The sequence below is a fragment of the Nonomuraea coxensis DSM 45129 genome (assembly GCF_019397265.1).
Classification (GTDB): domain Bacteria; phylum Actinomycetota; class Actinomycetes; order Streptosporangiales; family Streptosporangiaceae; genus Nonomuraea; species Nonomuraea coxensis.
The window spans coordinates 3,110,113-3,130,346 of the sequence record NZ_CP068985.1; the positions used below are offsets into that span (position 1 = coordinate 3,110,113).

Annotated in this window: 20 protein-coding genes; 5 read left to right on the plus strand and 15 right to left on the minus strand. The window is 73.7% G+C overall.

Annotated features, from left to right (window positions below):
* Positions 1-29: 29 nt before the first annotated feature.
* Together Nocox_RS14450 and Nocox_RS14455 are read left to right on the plus strand one after the other, a co-directional pair.
* A complete protein-coding gene (locus tag Nocox_RS14450) occupies positions 30-686 on the plus strand; it encodes a TetR/AcrR family transcriptional regulator (RefSeq protein WP_211212557.1) in 657 nt (218 codons plus the stop codon).
* On the plus strand, positions 683-1,621 hold the full coding sequence (locus Nocox_RS14455) for a glycoside hydrolase family 113 protein (protein WP_020541558.1): 939 nt from the start codon (positions 683-685) through the stop codon (positions 1,619-1,621). Before Nocox_RS14450 ends, Nocox_RS14455 begins: the two co-directional genes overlap by 4 nt.
* Here the strand turns inward: Nocox_RS14455 and Nocox_RS14460 are convergent.
* The 14 genes from Nocox_RS14460 to Nocox_RS14525 all read right to left on the minus strand — a co-directional run bounded on the left by Nocox_RS14460 (position 1,602) and on the right by Nocox_RS14525 (position 16,808).
* Positions 1,602-2,366, minus strand: coding sequence for a class I SAM-dependent methyltransferase (locus Nocox_RS14460; RefSeq protein ID WP_020541559.1), 765 nt, complete (start codon positions 2,364-2,366; stop codon positions 1,602-1,604). The genes Nocox_RS14455 and Nocox_RS14460 overlap by 20 nt on opposite strands.
* Positions 2,366-3,046, minus strand: a complete 681-nt coding sequence (locus tag Nocox_RS14465; protein ID WP_026213990.1) for a DUF4191 domain-containing protein — start codon at positions 3,044-3,046, stop codon at positions 2,366-2,368. The genes Nocox_RS14460 and Nocox_RS14465 overlap by 1 nt, the downstream gene beginning before the upstream one ends.
* A gap of 63 nt (positions 3,047-3,109) precedes the next feature.
* A complete protein-coding gene (locus Nocox_RS14470) occupies positions 3,110-5,497 on the minus strand; it encodes a beta-glucosidase family protein (RefSeq protein ID WP_020541561.1) in 2,388 nt (795 codons plus the stop codon).
* 67 nt (positions 5,498-5,564) lie between these two features.
* A complete protein-coding gene (locus tag Nocox_RS14475) occupies positions 5,565-6,380 on the minus strand; it encodes an alpha/beta fold hydrolase (protein ID WP_020541562.1) in 816 nt (271 codons plus the stop codon).
* Positions 6,356-6,742, minus strand: a complete 387-nt coding sequence (locus Nocox_RS14480; protein WP_020541563.1) for a VOC family protein — start codon at positions 6,740-6,742, stop codon at positions 6,356-6,358. The genes Nocox_RS14475 and Nocox_RS14480 overlap by 25 nt, the downstream gene beginning before the upstream one ends.
* 95 nt (positions 6,743-6,837) lie before the next feature.
* Entirely contained in the window at positions 6,838-7,794 is a 957-nt protein-coding gene (locus Nocox_RS14485; RefSeq protein ID WP_020541564.1) for an AraC-like ligand-binding domain-containing protein, read from the minus strand.
* A gap of 88 nt (positions 7,795-7,882) precedes the next feature.
* Positions 7,883-8,812 carry a lipoyl synthase gene (gene lipA, locus Nocox_RS14490; RefSeq protein WP_026213992.1) on the minus strand — a complete coding sequence of 310 codons (930 nt, stop codon included), beginning with the start codon at positions 8,810-8,812 and terminating at the stop codon, positions 7,883-7,885.
* A 42-nt stretch (positions 8,813-8,854) separates the two neighbouring features.
* Positions 8,855-9,838 (minus strand): M48 family metallopeptidase, encoded by a 984-nt coding sequence (locus tag Nocox_RS14495; RefSeq protein ID WP_020541566.1) that lies wholly within the window; start codon positions 9,836-9,838, stop codon positions 8,855-8,857.
* Between the two features lie 95 nt (positions 9,839-9,933).
* Entirely contained in the window at positions 9,934-10,626 is a 693-nt protein-coding gene (gene lipB / locus Nocox_RS14500) for a lipoyl(octanoyl) transferase LipB (RefSeq protein WP_020541567.1), read from the minus strand.
* 38 nt (positions 10,627-10,664) lie between these two features.
* On the minus strand, positions 10,665-11,402 hold the full coding sequence (locus Nocox_RS14505; RefSeq protein ID WP_020541568.1) for a Type 1 glutamine amidotransferase-like domain-containing protein: 738 nt from the start codon (positions 11,400-11,402) through the stop codon (positions 10,665-10,667).
* Between the two features lie 37 nt (positions 11,403-11,439).
* Complete coding sequence (locus Nocox_RS14510) at positions 11,440-12,333, minus strand: TIGR01777 family oxidoreductase (RefSeq protein ID WP_020541569.1); 894 nt, start codon at positions 12,331-12,333, stop codon at positions 11,440-11,442.
* Positions 12,334-12,441: 108 nt separating this feature from the next.
* Entirely contained in the window at positions 12,442-13,884 is a 1,443-nt protein-coding gene (gene sucB, locus Nocox_RS14515) for a 2-oxoglutarate dehydrogenase, E2 component, dihydrolipoamide succinyltransferase (protein WP_020541570.1), read from the minus strand.
* Positions 13,885-13,922: 38 nt separating this feature from the next.
* Positions 13,923-15,287 (minus strand): dihydrolipoyl dehydrogenase, encoded by a 1,365-nt coding sequence (lpdA, locus tag Nocox_RS14520; RefSeq protein WP_020541571.1) that lies wholly within the window; start codon positions 15,285-15,287, stop codon positions 13,923-13,925.
* A gap of 51 nt (positions 15,288-15,338) precedes the next feature.
* Positions 15,339-16,808 carry a leucyl aminopeptidase gene (locus tag Nocox_RS14525; RefSeq protein WP_026213994.1) on the minus strand — a complete coding sequence of 490 codons (1,470 nt, stop codon included), beginning with the start codon at positions 16,806-16,808 and terminating at the stop codon, positions 15,339-15,341.
* Between the two features lie 108 nt (positions 16,809-16,916).
* On the opposite strand from Nocox_RS14525, the gene Nocox_RS14530 reads away from it, so the two are divergent.
* Genes Nocox_RS14530 through Nocox_RS14540 form a run of 3 tightly spaced genes read left to right on the plus strand, consistent with a single transcriptional unit; the run spans position 16,917 to position 19,164 of the window.
* Positions 16,917-17,276, plus strand: coding sequence for a GntR family transcriptional regulator (locus Nocox_RS14530; RefSeq protein ID WP_020541573.1), 360 nt, complete (start codon positions 16,917-16,919; stop codon positions 17,274-17,276).
* Positions 17,273-18,244: an SdpI family protein gene (locus Nocox_RS14535; protein WP_157382869.1), complete on the plus strand. Its 972-nt coding sequence runs from the start codon at positions 17,273-17,275 to the stop codon at positions 18,242-18,244. Before Nocox_RS14530 ends, Nocox_RS14535 begins: the two co-directional genes overlap by 4 nt.
* Positions 18,241-19,164: a CPBP family intramembrane glutamic endopeptidase gene (locus tag Nocox_RS14540; RefSeq protein WP_020541575.1), complete on the plus strand. Its 924-nt coding sequence runs from the start codon at positions 18,241-18,243 to the stop codon at positions 19,162-19,164. The genes Nocox_RS14535 and Nocox_RS14540 overlap by 4 nt, the downstream gene beginning before the upstream one ends.
* Before the next feature lie 70 nt (positions 19,165-19,234).
* Here the strand turns inward: Nocox_RS14540 and Nocox_RS44155 are convergent, their stop codons facing one another.
* The gene (locus Nocox_RS44155; protein ID WP_020541576.1) at positions 19,235-20,215 is read right to left on the minus strand and encodes an adenosylcobinamide-GDP ribazoletransferase; all 981 of its coding nucleotides are present in this window, start codon (positions 20,213-20,215) and stop codon (positions 19,235-19,237) included.
* Positions 20,216-20,234: the final 19 nt, after the last annotated feature.

Below are 20,234 nucleotides of genomic sequence, written 5' to 3' on the forward strand. Positions count from 1 at the left end.
ATGTACCCGGTACGGTTTATGCTGTCCGCATGATGATGGCGGGACTCAGGGAGCGGAAGAAGGAGCAGACGCGGCGGCGGATCGCGGAGGTGGCGCTGCGGCTGTTCGACGAGCGGGGCTACGACGCGGTGACCGTCAACGAGGTCGCCGAGGCGGCCGGTGTCGCCAAGGTGACCCTGTTCAGCTACTTCCCGACCAAGGAGTGCCTGGTCACCGACGGGGTGAAGGACGACCTGGCCGCCGTCGTGGCAGCCGGGCGCCGGGACGGGCGCGCGCCGCTCGACGCGCTGCGCGCGCACTTCCTGTCGATGGCCGCCCAGGGCACGGGCGAGATGGACGTCGAGGCGCTGCTGGCCAAGGTGCGCGTCATCGCGTCGAGCCCGGCGCTGATCGGCGCGCTGCAGGCGGTGCGCATGAGCGAGCGCCACGAGCTGGCCGCCGCGCTCGCGGGCGCACCGGGACCTGACGGCGAGGGGGCGGCTCCGGGGGACGGAGGGGATCTCGCGGCGCAGCTCATGGCCGCGCAGATCACCGCCGTCATCGGCACCCTCCAGGAGGCGTTCTTCCAGCGCGTCGCCGGGGGCGCCGGGCTGGAGGAGGCGGGCCGGCGGCTGGCGGACGACGTCGAGCTGGGCTTCGCCCTGCTGGAGCACGGCTTCTCACATATAAAAGGGGAAAATTCGTGAAAAAGGGCATCAATTACGACACCGGGTTCCTGCCGGGCGACGACCTGTCCAGAAAGGCGTTCGACCCCGACCAGGTCGCCCGCGAGATGCGGGTGATCGCCGGGGACCTGCACTGCGACCTGGTCCGCGTCTACGGCCGCGACCCCGCGCGCATCGCCGTGGCCGCCGAGCGGGCCGCCGCCGCGGGCCTGGAGGTCTGGTTCTCCCCGGCCCCCGTGGACCTCGGGCCGGACGAGACGATCGCCTTACTCGCCGACGCGGCCGAGCGCGCCGAGTCGGTCCGCCGCACCGGCGCCGCGGTCGTGCTCGTCGCCGGCTGCGAGATGTCCGCCTTCGGCCACGGGTTCATCGAGGGGGACGGCTACCGCGACCGGCTGCGGGCGATGATGACCGGCGACATCGCCTGGTGGATGGAGCTCATGCAGGTCATGCCGCGTTTCAACGCCTATCTGGCGCGGGTCGCCGAGACGGTGCGGCCGCTGTTCGGCGGCCCCCTGACCTACGCCTCGGGGGCCTGGGAGCCGGTGGACTGGGCGCCGTTCGACCTCGTCGGCGTGAACGCCTACCGTGCCGCCCACAACGCCCACGACTACGTCGACGAGCTGCGCGCCCACCTCAAGCACGGCAAGCCGGTCGCGGTGACGGAGTTCGGCACCTGCCCGTACGCGGGCGCCGGCGATCGCGGCGGCTCGGCGTGGGTGGTGCCCGAGGGCGCGGTGCGCGACGAGGGCGAGCAGGTCCGCTACTTCCACGAGCTCATGGACGTCTTCGAGCGGGAGGGCGTGGACGCCGCCGTATGGTTCACCTACGCCGCCTACAACCGCACCGGCGCGGCCGACCTCGGCTCCTACGGCGTGGTGCGGATGCTCGGCGACACCCGGTGGGAGCCCAAGGAGATCTTCCACGCCATGGCGGCTAGGTACGCGCGCAGCTGAAGATCGCCGTACCGGGCAGGTGCCGGCCGCGCAGCGGGCTCCAGCCGCCCCACACCCGGTCGTGCCCCTCGGGCCACTCCGGCTCCAGCAGCCCGGTGATCGTCAGCCCCGAGGCCACCAGCAGGCCGACCCAGTCGCCCAGCGTGCGGTGATGCTCGATGTAGGTGGGCGTGCCGTGCTCGTCCCGCTCCACGTAGGGGGAGCGGTCGAAGTAGGACCGGTCGGACGTCAGCCCGCGCGGCCCCGGATCGTCGGGGAACGCCCACCGCACCGGATGGCTCACCGAGAACACGAACCGCCCGCCCGGCCGCAGCACCCTGCGCACCTCACGGAAGACGGCCCCGGGATCGGCCACGAACGGCAGCGCCCCGAAGGCGGAGCACGCCACGTCGAACGACGCGCCGGCGAACGGCATCGCCTCGGCGTCGGCCTGCACCGCCGGGACGCGCAGCCCCGTGTCGAGGTCGATCCGCCGGGCGTGCTGGAGCTGCCGGTGCGAGACGTCGAACGCGGCCACCTCGGCCCCCTGGGCGGCCAGCCAGCGCGCGCACTGGGCGGCGCCGCAGCCGATCTCCAGGACGCGGCGGCCGCGCACCTCGCCCAGCAGCCCCGCCTCGGCCTCGTCGAGCCCCTCAGGGCACCACACGAACCCCGTGTCGCGCAGGAACCCGCCGTGCTCGACCTGGTAGTCGTCGGCGTTGCCGTCCCACCACCAGCGGTTGGCCCGCGAAGAGACGGACAGCACTAGCGCATCTTGGGGCCGCGCGGCATGCGGGCGCCCTTGGGCATCGGCCCCTTCGGCAGGGGCATGTTGCGCGGCAGCGAGCGCAGGCGGTCCTTCACCTCGTTGACGGCCGGCTTCTTCAGGTTGCGCGGCAGCTTCATGAGGTGGCGCTGCAGCTTGCCGAGCGGCACCTGCCCCTCGCCGTCACCGCACTGCACGTCGTAGATCTCGACGCCCAGCACCACCCGCGCGACCCGCTTCTTCTCAGCCGCGAGCATCTTCGCCACCCGGTTGCCGGGGCCCTCCGACACGAGCACCACGCCGGGATGGCCGACCACGAGGTGCACGAGGTCCTGGTCGCGGTTGACCGCGATGGCGGGCGTGACCTGCCAGTTGCCCCGCATGCCCTGCAGCACGGCCGCGGCGGCGCCGGTCTGGCCGTGCAGGATCGAGTATTGGGCCTTCTGGGCGAGCTGCCCGAAGACCACCAGACCCACCGTGACCGCGGCCAGCACGCCGATGAACAGCGAATACCACAGATAGTCCGTGACCAGGCCGATCACGACGATCACGGCAAGCGTGCCCATCGCGGAGAGGAAGACGATCGGCATCCCCTTGGGGTTGGCCTGCTTGATGATCTGCGCGATCATGCGGAGCTGCTTGATGCGCCCCGGCTTCTCTGGGTCCTCGGACTTTGCCATGCTCTGAAGGATACAAACCAACTGGTGGACAATGGAAAACGCGGCCGCCGATTTCGCGATGAGCTACATCTCCGGCCGGATCTCCACCGTGATCGACAGCCGCGGATCGGCGACGCCGCGCCCCGCCGTGACCACGTGCTCGCCCTCCACCGTACGCCAGCCGCCGTCCCACACCTGGAAGGCCCGCTCGTCGAGGAACACGGTGGACAGCACGGTCCGCCCCGGCTCGGCCTCGACCACGTCGAACCCGGCCAGCCGCACGTCCCCGGGCTCCCCGGACGGGTGGGCGTAGAGCTGCACGACCTCGCGGCCCGGCCGGTCACCGGTGTTGGTGACCGCCACCGTCACCGCCATCGCGCTGTGCGCGCCCTCGGCGGCGATCTGGTCGTACGACCACGTCGTGTACCCCAGGCCGTGCCCGAACCAGAACGCCGGCTCGGCCCCCGCCCCCCGCCACGCCCGGTAGCCGATGCGCGGGCCCTCGTCGTAGGCCAGGACCCCGTCCACGGGCGTCACGGCGGACACCGGCGCGTCGGCGAGGCGGCGCGGCCAGGTCGTCGGCAGCCGCCCGCCCGGCTCGGCGTCGCCGAACAGCACGTCGGCCAGCGCCGTGCCCGCCTCCTGCCCGGGGAACCAGATGAGCAGCACCGCCGCCGCCTCCTCTGCCCATGGCATCTCGACCGGCGAGCCCGCGTTGACCACGACCACCGTGCGCGGGTTGGCCGCGATCACCGCGCGGACCAGCTCGTCCTGGCGGCCGGGCAGCGCGAGCCCCGTACGGTCGAAGCCCTCGCTCTCCACCTCGGGCGTGGTCCCCGCCACCACCACGGCCACGTCGCAGGCGGCGGCCACCCGCACGGCCTCGGCCAGCAGCTCGTCCGGTCCGGGACCGGGGGCGGCGTGGCCCAGCGTGAACGCCACGAACGCGAGGCCGCCGATCGTCCCGGCAGGGGAGGTGAGGGCCACCTCGTACGGGCGGCCCGCCGTCATCGGCACGGTCACCCGCCGCTCGGGCGGCGACAGGAACGCCGCCGCCGGGTCGCCGGGCGCCTCGACGGTCTCGTCGAGGACGGTCCCGCCGTCCACGGTCATGGTGAACGCGCCCGTGCCCGCGACCGAGAGGGTGTGCTCGCCGGAGACGTCCGGCGTGTACGTCGTCACCAGCCGGACCGCGCGCAGCCGTTCGCCGTCCACGCCGGGCGGGAGCTGCCCGATCCAGCGGGCCTCGGCCGTGGGCAGCGGATGGCCGGCCAGCACGGACCCGTCGCCGTTCAGGAACAGGGCCCTCGCGGGGGAGGGGATCGGCGGCAGGCGGACGCGCGGGTCGGCCCCCACGGCGTGGCGGACCTCGGCGCGGGCGCGCAGGCCCTCCAGCGGTGAGACCACCCGGCCGGGGTAGACCTGGGCGCTGCCGCCGCCCATGATCCGCGCCTCGGCGGCGGCGGCGCCGATCACGGCGAGCGTCGGCGCGCCGCGCAGCGGCAGCAGGCCGTCGTTGGTGAGCAGCGTGAACCCCCGCGCCGCCACCTCCCGCGCCAGCGCCACCCCGTCGATCTCCGTGGCCTGGCCTGAGCCCGTGCCGGCCGGCGCCGGCCCCGGGGCGCGGAGGGCGCCGACGCGGTGGGCGAGGCGGAGGACGCGCCGCACCCGGTCGTCGATCGCCGGCTCCGGCACGCGCCCCGCCCGCACCGCCTCCTCCAGCTTGGTGCCCCAGGGGCCGTACGGCCCCGGCATGGCCACGTCGGTCCCGCCCAGCGCGGCGGCCTCCGTGGAGCGCACCGCCGTCCAGTCGGACACCACGAGCCCGTCGAAGCCCCACTCGCCCTTCAGCACCCCGAGGACCAGCTCGGCGTGCTCGGTCATCGTGGTGCCGTTGACCCCGTTGTAGGCGGTCATGAGCCCCCAAGCCCCGGCCCGCACCACCCGCTCGAACGGCCGCAGGTACACCTCGCGCAGCGCCTTCTCCCCGACCCGGACGTCGGCCGTGAAGCGGTCGGTCTCGAAGTCGTTGGCCACGAAGTGCTTGGGCGTGGTCGCCACCCCGCCCTCCTGCACGCCCTCGACGTACGCCGCCCCGATCTCCCCCGTCAGGTACGGGTCCTCCGAGCAGCACTCGAAGTGCCGGCCGCCGAGCGGCGAGCGGTGCAGGTTGAGCGTGGGCGCGAGCAGCACGTGCACGCCCTTGCGCCGGGCCTCCTGGGTGAGCAGCCGCCCGGCCCGCCGTACCAGGTCGAGGTCCCAGGTGGCGGCGAGCGCGGTGGGGCTGGGCAGCGCGATCGACGGGTCGCCCGGGCTCCACCGCTCGCCGCGGACCCCGATGGGGCCGTCGCTCATGACGATCCGGTCCAGCCCGATCTCGGGGATCGGGGGAAGCGACCACATGTCCGCTCCGGTGAGCAGGCGTACCTTGGCCCCGAGGTCGAGCCGGGCGATGAGCGCGTCGAAGTCCACGCCGCCAGTGTTCACCAGACGACACGCCGCCCACCAGGCTCGCCCGCCCCGCCGGTGTGGCAACGTCTCAGCTCCTGGCGAAGAACTCCAGCAGCTCCGGCGCCAGCGCCTCCACCGTCACCGCGTGCGTCTGCTCCTCCAGCACCCGGTGGGCCGCGCACGGCAGCGCGGCGGCCACGGCCGCGCCCGCCCGCCGCATCCAGGCCGGGCTGTCCTCGCCGTTGAGCACCAGCGCCGGCCGGTCGATCCGGGCCAGCCGCGCGGCCGGCAGCGCGTTGCCCGGCCCCATCACGGCGGCCTCGTACGCGAGCGTGTGCGCCGCGGCCTCGGCCGCCGCCCAGAACGGCTCCGCCCGCATCCCGGCCACGGCCTCGGCGGGCACCTCGGCCGCCTCCACCATGAACCGCTCGACGGCCGTGTCCCGCCGCCCGGCCGCCACCAGGGCGGCGAGCTGCTCGGCGAAGTCGCCGGGCAGCGGCGGCGCGGAGTCGTCCACGTGGTACGGCGGCTCCCACAGCGCCAGCTCGCGCACGCCCGGCAGCCGCGTGGCCGCCTCCAGCGCCAGCCCCGCCCCCGACGACCCGCCGAACACCTTCGCGCTCCCCCCGGCCGCCTCGACCACCGCCGCCAGGTCCTCGACCTCCCGCTCGACCGCGTACGGGGCGGTGTCCCCGCTGCCGCCCCGTCCCCTGCGGTCGTAGCTGAGCACGGTGAACCACGGCGCCAGAGCCTCGGCGAGGCCCGCCATCGTGGGGTGCGCGCGCTCCATCATGGCCCCTGCCACGAGCACCACCGCCGGGCCCGACCCGTAGCGGTCGTAGGCGATGGGGGTGCCGTCGGCGGAGACGACCGTGGCGCTCAGGACGCCGGCTGCACCAGGCACAGCGCCTCCCAGTGGTGGCCGTCGAGGTCGGCGAAACCGCGCTGGTAGCGCACGCCGTCCTCCTGCTTGACGCCCGCCGGGGTCGCGCCCGCGGCCAGCGCCTTGTCCACCAGCGCGTCCACCTGCTCGGGGTTCTCCATGCCGAGGACGAGGATCGCCTCGGTGGCCTTGCCCGCGTCGGCGATCTCCTTGGCGACGTACGTGGAGAACACCGGCTCGGTCAGCAGCATCACCTGCGTCTCCTGGTTGATGACCACCGACGCCATGCCCTCGGCCATGCCGAAGAAGGTGAAGCCGAGACCGGTGAAGAACTCCTTCGACCGGTCCAGGTCCTTGACGGGCAGGTTCACGAAGAGCTGCATTTTTCCGGATCCTCACTGACGAATCGGCTTGACTCCTCGATTCTGCCGGGACGGGAGGCGCCGGTCTTGCGTCTGCGTGCCGGGCCGGTTGACGCTCAGCGCACCTCCGAGGCGCGCCGGTACTCCGCCGGCGACATCCCGTACGCGCGCCGGAACAGCCGGCTGAAGTGCGCCGCGTCGGGCAGCCCGTAGCGGGCGGCGACCGCGCTCACCGGCTCGGTGCCGCCCTTGGCCAGCTCCGCCCGGCAGCGTTCCAGCCGCCGCTGCCGGATCCAGGCGGCGACCGTCGTCTGCTCCGGCTCGAACAGCCGGTGCAGGTAGCGGACCGAGATGTGGCAGGCGGCGGCGATCGTGGCCGGATCGAGGCCGGCGTCGCCGAGACGCTCCTCGATGAAGGCGTGCACGCGCAGCAGGAGCGTACGCTGCCGGGAGTCCTCGGGCAGCGTGCGGGCCAGCTCCAGCCGCTCGGCGACCGCGGCGCCGACCAGGTCCATCACCACGGTCGACAGCCGCGCGGCGCTGGCCGGCGTGTAGGTGGCGTGGTCGGCGGCCACCCGCCGCAGCAGCGGCACGGCCAGAGCCCCCGCGCCCGACTCCGTGCCGATCGGGGCCGCGGCCAGCCTGGCGACGGCGTCGACCGGCAGGGCGAGCAGGTCGCGCGGGAAGCTGAACACCGCGAGGCGCACCGCGCTGTCGTAGGCCAGCTCGTAGGGCCGGGTGAAGTCGTAGATCGCGAACTCGCCCCGGCTGAGCTGGGTGGCGCGGTCGCCCTGCGCCAGCCGCGGGCTGCCGGACAGCGCCAGCACCACCCGGTAGAGCTCCGGGTTGCCCTGCCCGATCAGGCCGGCCGTGCGGTGCACGCTGTGCGGCGTCGAGGTGCGCACGCCGCCCACCCCCACCGGGCCGAGCCTGCCGACCTCGATCTCGCCCCGCAGCGGCGCGTCGGGGTCGATGCGCAGGTCGAGCGGCCCGAGCGTGTCGCACACGACGCTCCGCCACACCTCGTGGCGTCGCGACGCCGGTAACTCGCTGGTGCGGACCAGCACCCCCATGGTCGGTCACCCCCGTCGTCGGTGGTGCCGCCATGGTAGACGAGGCCGGGGCCAGGAGCCGCGCTCCTGGCCCCGGCCTCAGCCGTTCTCAGGCGCTCTGACGCGCCGCGATGGCCTGCTGGTAGAGCCTGCCCGCCCGGTAGGACGAGCGGACCAGCGGCCCGGACAGCACCCCGGCGAAGCCGATCGCCTCGGCCTCGGCTTGCAGCTCGACGAACTCCTCCGGCTTGACCCAGCGCTCCACCGGGTGGTGGCGCGGCGTCGGCCGCAGGTATTGGGTGATCGTCAGCAGGTCGGTGCCGGCCGCGTGGAGGTCGCGCATGGCCTCGACGACCTCCTCGCGCGTCTCGCCCATGCCGAGGATGAGGTTGGACTTGGTGACCAGCCCGGCCTCGCGGGCCATCGTGATCACCTGGAGCGAGCGCTCGTAGCGGAAGGCGGGACGGATGCGCTTGAAGATGCGCGGCACCGTCTCGACGTTGTGGGCGAACACCTCGGGCTTGCTGGAGAAGACCTCCTCCAGCTGGCCGCGGTCGCCGTTGAAGTCGGGCACCAGCAGCTCGACACCGCAGCCGGGCAGCAGCGCGTGGATCTGGCGGGCGGTCTCTGCGTAGAGCCAGGCGCCGCCGTCGGGCAGGTCGTCGCGGGCGACGCCGGTCACGGTCGCGTACTTCAGGCCCATCTGCTGGACGGACTCGGCGACCCTGCGCGGCTCGTCGCGGTCGTACTCCTTCGGCTTGCCGGTGTCGATCTGGCAGAAGTCGCACCGGCGCGTGCACTGGTCGCCGCCGATGAGGAACGTCGCCTCGCGGTCTTCCCAGCACTCGTAGATATTGGGACAGCCCGCCTCTTCACAGACCGTGTGCAGGCCCTCGCGGCGCACGAGCGATTTCAGCTCGGTGTATTCGGGGCCCGTCTTCAGCTTGGTCTTGATCCACGGGGGCTTGCGCTCGATCGGGGTCTCGGCGTTGCGCACCTCCAGGCGGAGGAGCTTTCGGCCTTCAGGAGCAACGGTCACGTCCCCAGCTTACGTCCGCGGCCCGACTCGCCCGGCCGCGGGTCAGGAGATGAGGCCGAAGCCGCGGATCGCCCGCGCGTAATGGGCGCGCAGCTCCTCGTCGATCCGGCCGGAAGCGGCGCCGTCGAGCAGCTCGCCGTCGGGCGCGGAGGTGAGCACGCCGTCGTCGGTGAGCAGGAAGCGGGACAGCGCGCCCTCCCTGATCGCGGCCACGCTCTCCCCGCGCAGCGCCGCCGCCTGCATCGGCGCCACGTAGCCGCGGCCGGCGGCCAGCTCCTCCAGCTCGGCCAGGTCCTTCGGCGAGGCCGCCCGCAGGGCCAGCTCCCGCTGCCGTCGCCGGGACGCCGCCTCGCTGGCGGGGGCCAGCCGCGCCAGCGCGTACCGGGCCAGCAGCACCGGGCCGCCGAGCACCCGGCCGAGCAGGCGGCCGAAGAAGCCCGCCACCTCGTACGCGGTGCCCGGCTGGTCGGCGATCCCCAGCGACGAGGCGGTGATCTTCGTCTGGGCCTCCTCCCGCACGCGCAGCGGCCCGGCCTCCATCAGCGCGTCGCGCCAGGCCTCCAGCGTCTCCAAGGCCCCGCCGACCACCAGCTCCTCGCGGGTCGGCACCCGCGCGTACGCGAGCGCCAGCAGCGTCACCCGCTGCCTGGCCGGCAGCGCCAGCCACAGCGGCAGCCCCACCACGAGCACCGGGCGGCGGAGCGGGCCCACGCGGCCGTACCAGGTGTCGGTCGCGAGGTCGCGCACCGCGACCTCGCGCGGCCTGGGCACCCGGACGCGGTCGGCGACCCGGTCGGCCAGCGCGTACAGCTCGGGCGCCGCCGCGCGCTCCAGGACCTCGGCGTCGCCCGCCATGGTCCGCAGGCGCGGCCGCAGCACCCAGGCGACCGCCAGGCTCAGCCCGCCGAGCAGCCAGGCGAGCGGCGAGGTGACGTGGGCGGCGATCGCCCACACGCCGAGCGCGGCGAAGGTCAGCGTCATCAGGTGCACCAGCAGCCCGAGGACGAGAGCGATGAGGCGCTTCACATGGGCGATGGTAAATCCGGGAACGTCAGGATTTCGTCGGTCCTCGGCTGCGATTCGGTCACCGCTTCGCGGGACCGGCGCGACGCCGGCCCGGGTCACCGCCGGAGCAGGTCCTCCTCGTGCAGGTCGAAGCCCTCCTTGCCGAGCGCCTCGGCCAGCCGCTTCTCCGCGATCGGCAGGACCTCCTCGACCACGATGCGGCGGCCGGTCTCGGCCGACAGCGAGGAGACGCCCACGTCGGGCAGCCCGCACGGCGCGATGCGGTTGAACCAGCGGGGGTCGTTGGCGCAGTTGAGCGCGAAGCCGTGCATGCTGACGCCGCCCGCGACCCTGATGCCGACCGCGCCGAGCTGCCGGTCGGGCAGCCCCAGCGCGGGGTCGCCGATCGCCCACACCCCGGCCCGCCCGCTCACCCGCCGGGCCGAGACGCCGAAGTCGGCGCACACCTGGATCATCGTCTCCTCCAGGCGGCAGACGAAGGCGACCACGTCGGTGACGGCGGCGATCGGATAGGCCACGAGCTGCCCCGGGCCGTGCCAGGTGAGCCGGCCGCCCCGGTCGACGTCGACGACCGGGGTGCCGTCGGAGGGACGCTCGGCGGGCGCGGTGCGTCTGCCCGCCGTGTAGACGGGCGCGTGCTCCAGGAACAGGACGGTGTCGGGCAGCTCGCCCGCCGCCCGTTTGCCGTGCACCCAGCGCTGGAGCGACCAGGCCTGCTCGTAGGGGACGTCGACGCCGAGTCGGACGATGGCCAGTGCGTGGGGATCGTCCCCGGGGATGGGGCGCATGAGCCTATTGTGCCGTTCCCTCACCCTTGAAGGGTAATTCAGGGGGTCAGCACGCGCGGTTCGATCCGCAACTCCTTGACCCCGCCCGCCCCGTCGTGCTCCAGCTTGTAGGCGTAGCCGCCGGGCGAGACGCTCACCGCCTGGATGAACTCGGCGCCCACGTAGTGCAGGCCGACGCCCTCGTCGGCGGCGTAGCCGCCGGGCAGTTCGCCGCTCGCCACCGACTGCTGCAGCAGCGGGCGGCGCTGCGGGTCGGAGTCGTAGTGGACGCCGCAGGAGTAGGGGAGCAGGGCCAGGCCGTCGGCCCACACGCGCAGCTCGGGGCCGAAGGAGTCGGTGTTGCCGCCCACGTGCCAGCACAGCGCGCCCGCGCTCTGCCCCGACAGCACCACCCCGGCCCGCCACGCCTCGGTCAGCGCCTCGTCCAGGCCGTGCAGCCGCCACAGCGCCATCAGGTTGGCCACGCTGCCGCCGCTCACGTAGATCATGTCCTGTTCCAGCAACCAGGCTCTCGGATCGGGCACATTGGGCATCGGGAACACCGTCAGATGGCTCACCTCGACGTCCCAGCCGGCGAACGCGCCGTACATCTTCAGGATCCACGCGGAGTCGTCGCCCATCGCGGTCGCCAGCAGGCCCAGCTTGGGGCGGTCCTGGCCGGTCAGGTCCAGCCCGTAGCGCAGCAGCCCGCTCGCCTCGACGAAGGAGTAGCGCGGGCTCGGGCGGAACGAGCCGCCCCCGATCGCGAGAATGTGCGACTGGCCTGACCGTGTCATCTCGGGAACTCCCCACCTGCAGAGAAACGAACGGCCACTAGAGTACGGCGCGCAGCGCCTCGTCGAGTCGGGTATGGGCGAAGCGGTAGCCGCTGCCCACGAGCCTGCCCGGCACGATCCGGTGGCTCGGCAGCAGCCCCGCGCGGGCGAACTCGCCGAGGCCGAGCGAGAGCGCGACCGCGGGCACGGGGATCGGCATCGCGCTCCTGCCGACCGCCTTCGCCAGCGTACGGGTGAACTCGGTGTTGGTGACGGGGGAGGGCGAGGTGAGGTTGACCGGCCCGCGCACCTCCCGCTGCCGGATCAGGTGGAGCACCGCGCCCACCCAGTCGGCCACGGTGATCCACGACCAGTATTGGCGGCCGGTGCCGAGCGGCGCCCCGAGGCCCATCCGGAACAGCGGCAGGACGCGGCCGAGCGCCCCGCCCCGCTTGCTCAGCACGAGCCCGCTGCGCAGCAGCACGGTGCGGACGCCGGCCTCCTCGGCCCGCAGCGCCTCGCCCTCCCACCGCTCGCACAGGTCGGCCAGGAAGCCGGTGCCCTTGCCCGCGCTCTCGTCGATCTCCCGGTCGCCGGTGTCGCCGTAGAAGTCGACGCCGGAGGCCGACAGCAGCACCTCGGGCGGGCTGGACAGCTCGCGCAGCGCGCCGACCAGCGTGCGGGTGCCGTCGACCCTGCTGGTGACCAGCTCGCGTTTGTACGCCTCGCTCCAGCGCCGGTCGCCGATGGACGCGCCCGCGAGGTGCACCGCCGCCTCGGCGCCCTCCAGCGCCTCCAGGGAGGAGAGCCGCTCGCCCGGCCGCCAGGACACCTCTCCCGGGTCGCGGGCCGGCCTGCGCACCAGGCGCACGACCTCGCGCCCCTCCGCGCGCAGCGCCTCGGTCAGCGCCGTCCCGAGCAGCCCCGACGCCCCCGTCACGATGATCGCCATGACCTCACACTACGCCCGCGGGCGCCGCTCCCCCGGATAGGACACGGAACGGCCGGGCGCCCCCGAGGGGAACGCCCGGCCGTCGCGCGCGGAGCCTTGGGCGGAGCCTTACGCGAGGCCGAGCTGCGCCTCGAAGCGGCCCTCCTCCAGCCGACGCTTGATCGTCGTGAGGAAGCGGGCGGCGTCGGCGCCGTCGACCAGGCGGTGGTCGTAGGTCAGCGCGAGGTAGACCATCGAGCGCACCGCGATGACCTCGCCCTCGGGCGTGTCGAGCACGACGGGACGCTTGACGACCGCGCCCGTGCCGAGCATGCCGACCTGCGGCTGGTTGAGGATCGGGGTGTCGAACAGCGCGCCGCGGCTGCCGGTGTTGGTCAGCGTGAACGTGCCGCCGGTGAGCTCGTCGGGCGTCACCTGGTTGTTGCGGGTGCGCTCGGCGAGGTCGGTGATCTTACGGGCCAGACCGGCGAGGTTGAGGTCGCCGGCGCTCTTGACGACCGCCGCGAGCAGGCCACGGTCGGTGTCGACCGCCATGCCGAGGTTCTCGACGTCGAAGTAGGTGACCTCGTTGGTCTCGTTGTTGATCGTGGCGTTGAGCTTGGGGTGCTGCTTGAGCGCCTCGACCGTGGCCATCGCGAAGAACGGGGTGAAGGTCAGCTTCACGCCCTCGCGGCGGAAGAAGTCGTCCTTCGCCCGCGCCCGGAGCTGCGAGATCTTGGTGACGTCGACCTCGACGACCGAGGTGAGCTGCGCGGCGGTCTGCAGCGACTCGACCATGCGCTTGGCGATGGTCTGACGCAGCCGCGTCATCTTCTCGGTGCGGCCGCGCAGCGTGGTGTCGACCTCGACCGGCTCGGGCGCCGCGGCGACCGGCGCCTGCGCGGCCGGGGCCTGGGCGGCGGGAGCGGCCGGAGCGGCGGCGGGAGCCGGGGCGGCCTTCTCGCGCTGCGCCTTGGCGGCCTCCAGCACGTCCTGCTTGCGGATGCGGCCGCCCACGCCGGTGCCGCTGATCGCGTCGAGGTCGACGCCGTGCTCGTTGGCGAGCTTGCGCACCAGCGGCGTGACGTAGGGGCTCTCGCCGGACGACGGGATCGGCGCAGGCTCGGCGGCCGGCTGGGCCGGAGCCGGGGCGGGCGCCTGGGCCTGCGGGGCGGGCTGCGGGGCCGGAGCGGGCGGCGGCGTCGCCTGCGCGGGCGCCGGCTGCGGGATGGAGCTGGCCTGCGGAGCCGGGGCCGGCTCGGGCTCGGGCTCCGGCTCGGGCTGGGCCTGCGGCGCCGGGGCCTCGGCGGCCGGGGCGGCCGCGCCCTCCTGGGCGTTCTCGTCGATGACGGCCAGCTCCGCGCCGACCTCGACCGTCTCGTCCTCGGCGACGACGATCTTCGTGAGGACGCCCGCGGACGGCGACGGGATCTCGGTGTCGACCTTGTCGGTGGACACCTCGAGGAGCGGCTCGTCGGCCTCGACGCGCTCGCCCTCCTTCTTCAGCCAACGGGTTACGGTGCCCTCGGTCACGCTCTCGCCGAGCTGGGGCATCTGTACGGAGACCGGCATCGTTATTCTTCTCTCGCGTTCTGATCTCGAGGGCTGGACTAGTTGTGTACGTGCAACGGCTTGCCGGCCAGGGCCAGCATCGCCTCACCCATCGCCTCGGACTGGGTCGGGTGTGCGTGGATGAGCTGGGCGACCTCTGAGGGCAGCGCCTCCCAGTTGTAGATCAGCTGGCCCTCCGTGACGAGCTCGCCGATGCGCCGGCCCACCATGTGGACACCGACGACCGGGCCGTCCTTCTGGGCGATGACCTTCACCGCGCCGGAGGTGCCGAGGATCTGGCTCTTGGGGTTGCCCGCGAGGTCGTAGACCTGCTCGACGATCTCGATGCCGCGCTCGGCGGCCTGCGCCGAGGTGATGCCGACCGAGGCCACCTCGGGGTCGGAGTAGGTGATGCGCGGCACGCCGTCGTAGTTGATGGGCGGCGGGTTGAGGCCGGCGATGTGCTCGGCCACCATGATGCCCTCCGCGAAGCCGGCGTGGGCGAGCTGCGGCGTCGGGATCAGGTCACCGATGGCGTAGACGCCGGCCACCGAGGTGCGACAGTGCTCGTCGACGACGACCGCGCCGCGCTCGAGGGCTATGCCCTGCTCCTCGAAGCCCATGCCGGCCGAGACCGGGCCGCGCCCGACGGCGACGAGCAGCAGCTCGGCGTCGAGCGTCTTGCCGTTGGCCAGGGTGACCACGACGCCCGTCTCGGTGGTCTTGACGCCGTCGAAGAAGACGCCCAGCTCGTATTTGATGCCGCGGCGGCGGAAGGCCCGCTCCAGCAGCTTGGAGCTCGACTCCTCCTCGGCGGGCAGCAGGTGCGGCAGCGCCTCGACGATCGTCACCTCGGCGCCGAACGAGCGGTAGACGCTGGCCAGCTCGACGCCGATCACGCCACCGCCGAGGACGATCACGGAGCTCGGCACGTGGTCCATCCGCAGCGTGTGCTCGCTGGTGATGACGCGCTCGCCGTCGATCTCCAGGCCGGGCAGGGAGCGCGGGGCCGAGCCGGTGGCGAGGACGAGGTTGCGGCCCTCGTAGACCTCCTCGCCCACCTGGACCCGGTTGGCGCCGGCCAGCCGGCCCTCGCCCTCGACGATCGTCACGCCCGCGCCCTTGAGCAGGCCCTGCACGCCCTTCCAGGCCCGCGTGACGATCTTGTCCTTGAAGGCGTGCACGCCCTGGACGTCGATGCCCTCGAAGCGGGCCCTGACGCCGTAGGACGCGCTCTCGCGGGTCTCGTCGGCGACCTCGGCCGAGTGCAGCAGCGCCTTCGTGGGGATGCATCCCCGGTGGAGGCAGGTGCCGCCGATCTTGTCCTTCTCGATCAGGGCGACCGACTTGCCCAGCTCGGCGGCCCTGAGCGCGCAGGCGTAACCGCCACTGCCGCCACCTAGGACGACGATGTCGTAGGCCACAGGAAGGCTCCTTGGTCGGGGTGTTCGTGATGGCTCATCTTTTCATCTGTTTCAGATGCTCGCGTGCCGCTCGGCGAGTCCGATCAGGGTGCGGGTGACCGCGCCGGTGCCGCCCTTGGGGATGTATCCGTACGGCTCGCCCTTGTTGAACGCGGGCCCGGCCATGTCGATGTGGGCCCAGCGGACGCCGTCCGGCACGAACTCCTTGAGGAAGATGCCGGCGGTCAGCATGCCGCCGAAACGCTCGGGGTGGAGGTTGGCGATGTCGGCGATCGGGGAGTCGAGGCCCTTGCGCAGCTCCTCGGGCAGCGGCATGCCCCAGGCGTTCTCGCCGGCGGCGCCCGCGGCCTCGACGACCAGCTCCCTGACGGCGTCGTCGTTGGACATGACGCCGGCCGTGCGCCAGCCGAGCGCGACGATCTGCGCGCCGGTGAGGGTGGCGACGTCGACGATCAGGTCGGGGTCGTCCTCGGCGGCGCGGGCGATGCCGTCCATCAGCACCAGGCGGCCCTCGGCGTCGGTGTCGAGCACCTCGACGGTCTTGCCGCTGTAGCTGTGGATGACGTCGGAGGGGCGCTGCGCGGTGCCGCTCGGGAGGTTCTCGGCCAGGCAGAGGTAGCCGACGGCGTTGACCGGCAGGCCGAGGCGGGCGATGCCGACCAGCGCGCCGAACACCGCGCCCGCGCCGCCCATGTCGGACTTCATCCAGTCCATGGCCGCGGACGGCTTGAGCGACAGGCCGCCCGAGTCGAAGGTGATGCCCTTGCCGACGTACGTGAGGGTCTTGGTGGCCTCGGGGTGCGTGTAGGACAGGCGGACCAGGCGCGGCGGGTTGACCGAGCCCTGGCCGACGCCGATGAGGCCGCCGTAGCCGCCGTCGCGCAGCTGCTTGTCGTCGAGCACCTCGACGCTCAGCCCGGCCTCGCCGCCCACCTGCTCGGCGATCTCGGCGAACTTGGCCGGCCAGAGGTCGGAGGGCGGCGTGTTGACCAGGTCGCGGACGAGCGTGACGGAGGCGGCGAGCACCTGGGCGCGCTCGACCGCGGACCCGGGCTGCCCGGAGAGCACGGTCAGCTCCGCCACCGGCTCCTTCTGGTCGCCGGTGGTGCGGTAGCGGCCGAAGGAGTAGGCGCCGAGCAGGCCGCCGAGCGCGACGGCCTCGGCCTCCTCGGGCGTGGCCGCGGGCAGGGCGAGCGCGGCGCGGGCGGTGCCGGCCAGCGAGCGGACGGCGGCACCCGCGGCCCTGCGCAGGGCCTCGGCGTCGTAGGAGTCGCCGAGGCCGACCGCGACCAGCAGCGGGGCGGTGACCGCTCCGAAGGTGGGCAGCTTGGCCAGCTCGCCGCTCTTGCCGGTGAAGGCGACCGCGCCGAGCGAGGCGGCCAGCTTGCCGCCGAAGGCCGCGTCGAGGGATTCGGCGCCCGCGGCGGGGGTCGGTCCGTCCTGGCCCGTCGTGAAGCCGACGATCAACGCGTCGGTGTCGAGAGAGACGGGATCTGCTGAGTTCAGCCGCACAGTGGTCACGTAAACCGATGCTATCCACGTCTTCTGGCTACTCACAAACAGGGGTTCATCCTACAAATCAGTGGCGGCTGTCGTTTTCTGAGACATGGTGCTAGTGTCATTAGCATCATGTTGCTGACGCTCGACCTCAATGACGCCCGGCCCCTGCACGAGCAGGTCGCCGGCGCCATCCGCCGCGCCATCGGGGACGGCTCCTGCCTCCCGGGAGACCGCCTGCCTCCCGCCAGGGACCTCGCCCAGGCGCTCGGCATCAACCCCAACACCGTGCTGCGCGCGCTGCGCGACCTGCGCGACGAGGGCCTGCTGGAGTTCCGGCGCGGCCGGGGCGTCAGCGTCGCGGGACCTGCCTCCGAGCAGGTCGCGGGCCGCGCGCTGCTCGTCCAGCGCGCCCGCGAGCTGCTGGAGGAGGCCCGGAGATACGGCTACGGCCGTGACGACCTCATCACGATCCTGGAGGAGCTCCCATGAACCCCCGAGTGACGGCGACGGCCTGGGGCCTGCTCGTGACCGCCGCGCAGATCGGGCTGCCCCTCGCGCTGCGCGACCGGCTGCCCGACCCCCTGGCCACGCACTGGGGCCCCGGCGACCGCCCCGACGGCTCCCAGTCGTTCACCGCCTACGTGCTCACCGTGACGCTGTTCTGGGTGGTGCCCTGGATCGTGGCGCTGGTCACGGCCGCCGGAGGGCGAACGCTGGCCCGCAGGCAGGGCCGCATGGTCTGGTGGGGCGCGCTGTTCGGGCTGGGCGTGCTCGCCGCCGGCATCAACGTCTCCACCGTCACGGCCAACCTCGACGTCACCGACTGGACGACGGCCGCGCTCGGGTTCGTGCACCCGCTCCTGGTCATCGCCGCGGCGCTCGCCGCCGCCCTGCTCGCCGGCTACCTGGGCAGGGGAGAGCCGGACGACGCCGGCGACGAGCGCCGGGAGCCGCCGCGCCTGCGCCTGCGTCCCGGCCAGCGGGCCGTCTGGGTCGGCCACGTCTCCAACCCCTGGCTGACCATGATCACCGTGGCCGCCGCCGCCGCGCTCCTCGTGCTCGGCGTCCTTCACCTGCTCGGCGTGACCGACGGGAGCGTGGCAGGCCCGATCCTGCCCGGCCTGCTCATCGTCCTGGTGGTCGGGCTGCTGACCACCCAGGCGTCGGTGCGCGTCGGCGGCGACCGGGTCGTCATCGGCATCGGGGTGCTGAGGGTGCCGGCCCGCCGGATCCCGCTGTCGAAGATCGAGTCGGCCTGGTCGGAGGAGCGCTACCCCAGCCAGGTCGGCGGATGGGGTTTCCGCGGGCTGCCCGGCGGGGCCACCATCATGTTGCGCGGCGGCGAGTGCCTGGTCATCGGCTACCGGTCGGGAGGCCGGCTGGCCGTCAGCGTCGACGACGCGGCGCGCGGCGCCTCCCTCATCAACGCCCTCATCGCGGAGCGGGTCGACTCATGAAAAAACCACTCGTCGTCTTCCTCGTCCTCGCCTTCGGGCTGTCCTGGGCGGTCGCGCTGCCCCTCTGGTTCGGCGGCGGGCTCGGCTCGCCGCTGACCACCGGGATGGCCACGCTGATGATGTTCACGCCCACCGCAGGCGTGCTGGGGGCGTGGGCGCTCACGCGCGCGCCGTTCCGGCAGTGGGCCAGGGAGACCGGGCTCACCCTCGGCGAGCGCAAGGGCCGCACCGGCCGGTACGTCCTCGGCACCTGGATCGGGGTGCCCCTGCTGATCCTCGCGGCGCTGGTGCTCAGCGTCGCGGCCGGGCTCATGACCCTCGACCTCGACGGGCTGGGCCTGCTGCGCGAGGCGTACGAGTCGCGCGGCGCGCCCGTGCCCGGCGACCTCGGGCAGGTGCTCACGCTGCAGTTCGTGCTCGGCGCGGTGGCCGGCCCCCTGCTCAACGCCATCCCCGCGCTCGGCGAGGAGTGGGGCTGGCGCGGCTGGCTGCTGCCCCGGCTCGTCGCCGCCAAGGGGGTCCTGCCCGGGCTCCTGCTGTCGGGCGTGATCTGGGGGCTCTGGCACGCGCCGCTCACCCTGCTCGGCTACAACTACCCGCGGCTCGGGTCCTGGGCGGCGCTGTACTTCGTCGGGTTCTGCGTGCTGGCCGGAGTGCTGTTCGGCTGGTTGCGGCTGCGCACCGGGAGCGTGTGGCCCGCCGTGGTCGCCCATGGGTCGCTGAACGCCGTCGCCCCCGGCGTCCTGCTGCTCGGCGACCCCGCCTCGCCGCCGAACGAGGTGCTGGTCGGGATCACCGGGCTGGTGGGATGGGTGCTGCTCGCGGTGGTCGGCGCCCTGCTGCTCCGCTTCGCCCCGGCCCGCCCGCCCGCCCCGCCCGCGCCACGCGAACCCGCCCCCACGACCGAGCCCGCCGTCTGAGCCCTGCCCGAGCCCTGCCCGAGCCCTCTGTCCAGGGCCGCGGCCTCGGCGCGCCGTGCGAGCCGGCTGCTCAGCCCGCGACGGCGTACGCCACCAGCGTCGCCGCCGTGGCGGTCTCGACCAGTGCGCCCAGGACGTCGCCGGTGATCCCGCCGAGGCGGCGGCGGGCCTGCCGGAGCAGCGCCAGGGCGGCCAGCAGACCGGCGAGCAGGGCGATCGGCAGGGCGAGGAACGCCGGCATGCCCAGCCCGTATCCCACGGTCGCCTCGGCGAGGACGATCCCGTCGGACGACATCGCCCCGTGCTGCCACCAGAGATCCCACCTGGAGCCGTTCCCTGTCCCCATGACGCTCTCGGCGTAGTCGTGGAGCCTCGTGTAGGCCAGGCCGGGCTCGGGTGCCCGCTCGTCGGCGCCGGTCAGCCACTCGGCGGCGGCCGACGCCCACGTCCGTGGCGCCCCGTCCCACGTGCCGGCGTCGATGCTCAGCCCGAGGCCGGCGCAGGCGAGCAGGGCGGCCAGGGTGACGAGCCAGGGGGCGGCCGGGCGTACCGACCCGGCGACCGCCGCCCCCAGCCCCTCGGGCCGGGCGGCGGGCACGCCCGGACGGCAGGCCCAGGTCAGCGTCAGCCGCCCCGCCACGCAGGCGGTCACCAGCGCCGCGTACCCGGTGCCCGCGAGCGCCGCCACGTCCACGAGCAGCACGAGCAGCAGCGTCATCACACCGAACGGCCCGATGTCCGACTTTTTCATGATCCCGAGTGCCTCGTCGGCGGGCTTGCCGCTGCCCAGGCCGTCGGCCAGGTCGGCCAGCCCGTCCAGGTGCAGGCCACGGGTCAGCAGCGCGAGCAGGCCCACCGCCAGGCCCGCGCCGAGCAGCGGGGGAACGGGCAGGAACAGCGGCAGCCCGGCGACCGCGCCGAGCACCAGCCCGACGACCGGCGCCAGCGTCATCGCCTGCCCCGCGACCTGCCGGTCGACCCGCTCGACACGCACGGGGAAGACGCTGAGCGTGCCGGCCGCGAACCGCAGTCCGTCCGTGAGGCGCCGCATAACGGACGATCCTAGGGCC

Coding starts and splice junctions, on each gene's coding strand:
- Nocox_RS14505 (WP_020541568.1), bottom strand. CDS start 11,402: ATGACACGGTCAGGCCAGTCGCACATTCTCGCGATCGGGGGCGGCTCG.
- Nocox_RS14450 (WP_211212557.1), top strand. CDS start 30: ATGATGATGGCGGGACTCAGGGAGCGGAAGAAGGAGCAGACGCGGCGG.
- Nocox_RS14535 (WP_157382869.1), top strand. CDS start 17,273: ATGAACCCCCGAGTGACGGCGACGGCCTGGGGCCTGCTCGTGACCGCC.
- Nocox_RS14485 (WP_020541564.1), bottom strand. CDS start 7,794: ATGGGGGTGCTGGTCCGCACCAGCGAGTTACCGGCGTCGCGACGCCAC.
- Nocox_RS14510 (WP_020541569.1), bottom strand. CDS start 12,333: ATGGCGATCATCGTGACGGGGGCGTCGGGGCTGCTCGGGACGGCGCTG.
- Nocox_RS14465 (WP_026213990.1), bottom strand. CDS start 3,046: ATGGCAAAGTCCGAGGACCCAGAGAAGCCGGGGCGCATCAAGCAGCTC.
- Nocox_RS14480 (WP_020541563.1), bottom strand. CDS start 6,742: ATGCAGCTCTTCGTGAACCTGCCCGTCAAGGACCTGGACCGGTCGAAG.
- Nocox_RS14530 (WP_020541573.1), top strand. CDS start 16,917: ATGTTGCTGACGCTCGACCTCAATGACGCCCGGCCCCTGCACGAGCAG.
- Nocox_RS44155 (WP_020541576.1), bottom strand. CDS start 20,215: ATGCGGCGCCTCACGGACGGACTGCGGTTCGCGGCCGGCACGCTCAGC.
- Nocox_RS14540 (WP_020541575.1), top strand. CDS start 18,241: ATGAAAAAACCACTCGTCGTCTTCCTCGTCCTCGCCTTCGGGCTGTCC.
- sucB (WP_020541570.1), bottom strand. CDS start 13,884: ATGCCGGTCTCCGTACAGATGCCCCAGCTCGGCGAGAGCGTGACCGAG.
- lipB (WP_020541567.1), bottom strand. CDS start 10,626: ATGCGCCCCATCCCCGGGGACGATCCCCACGCACTGGCCATCGTCCGA.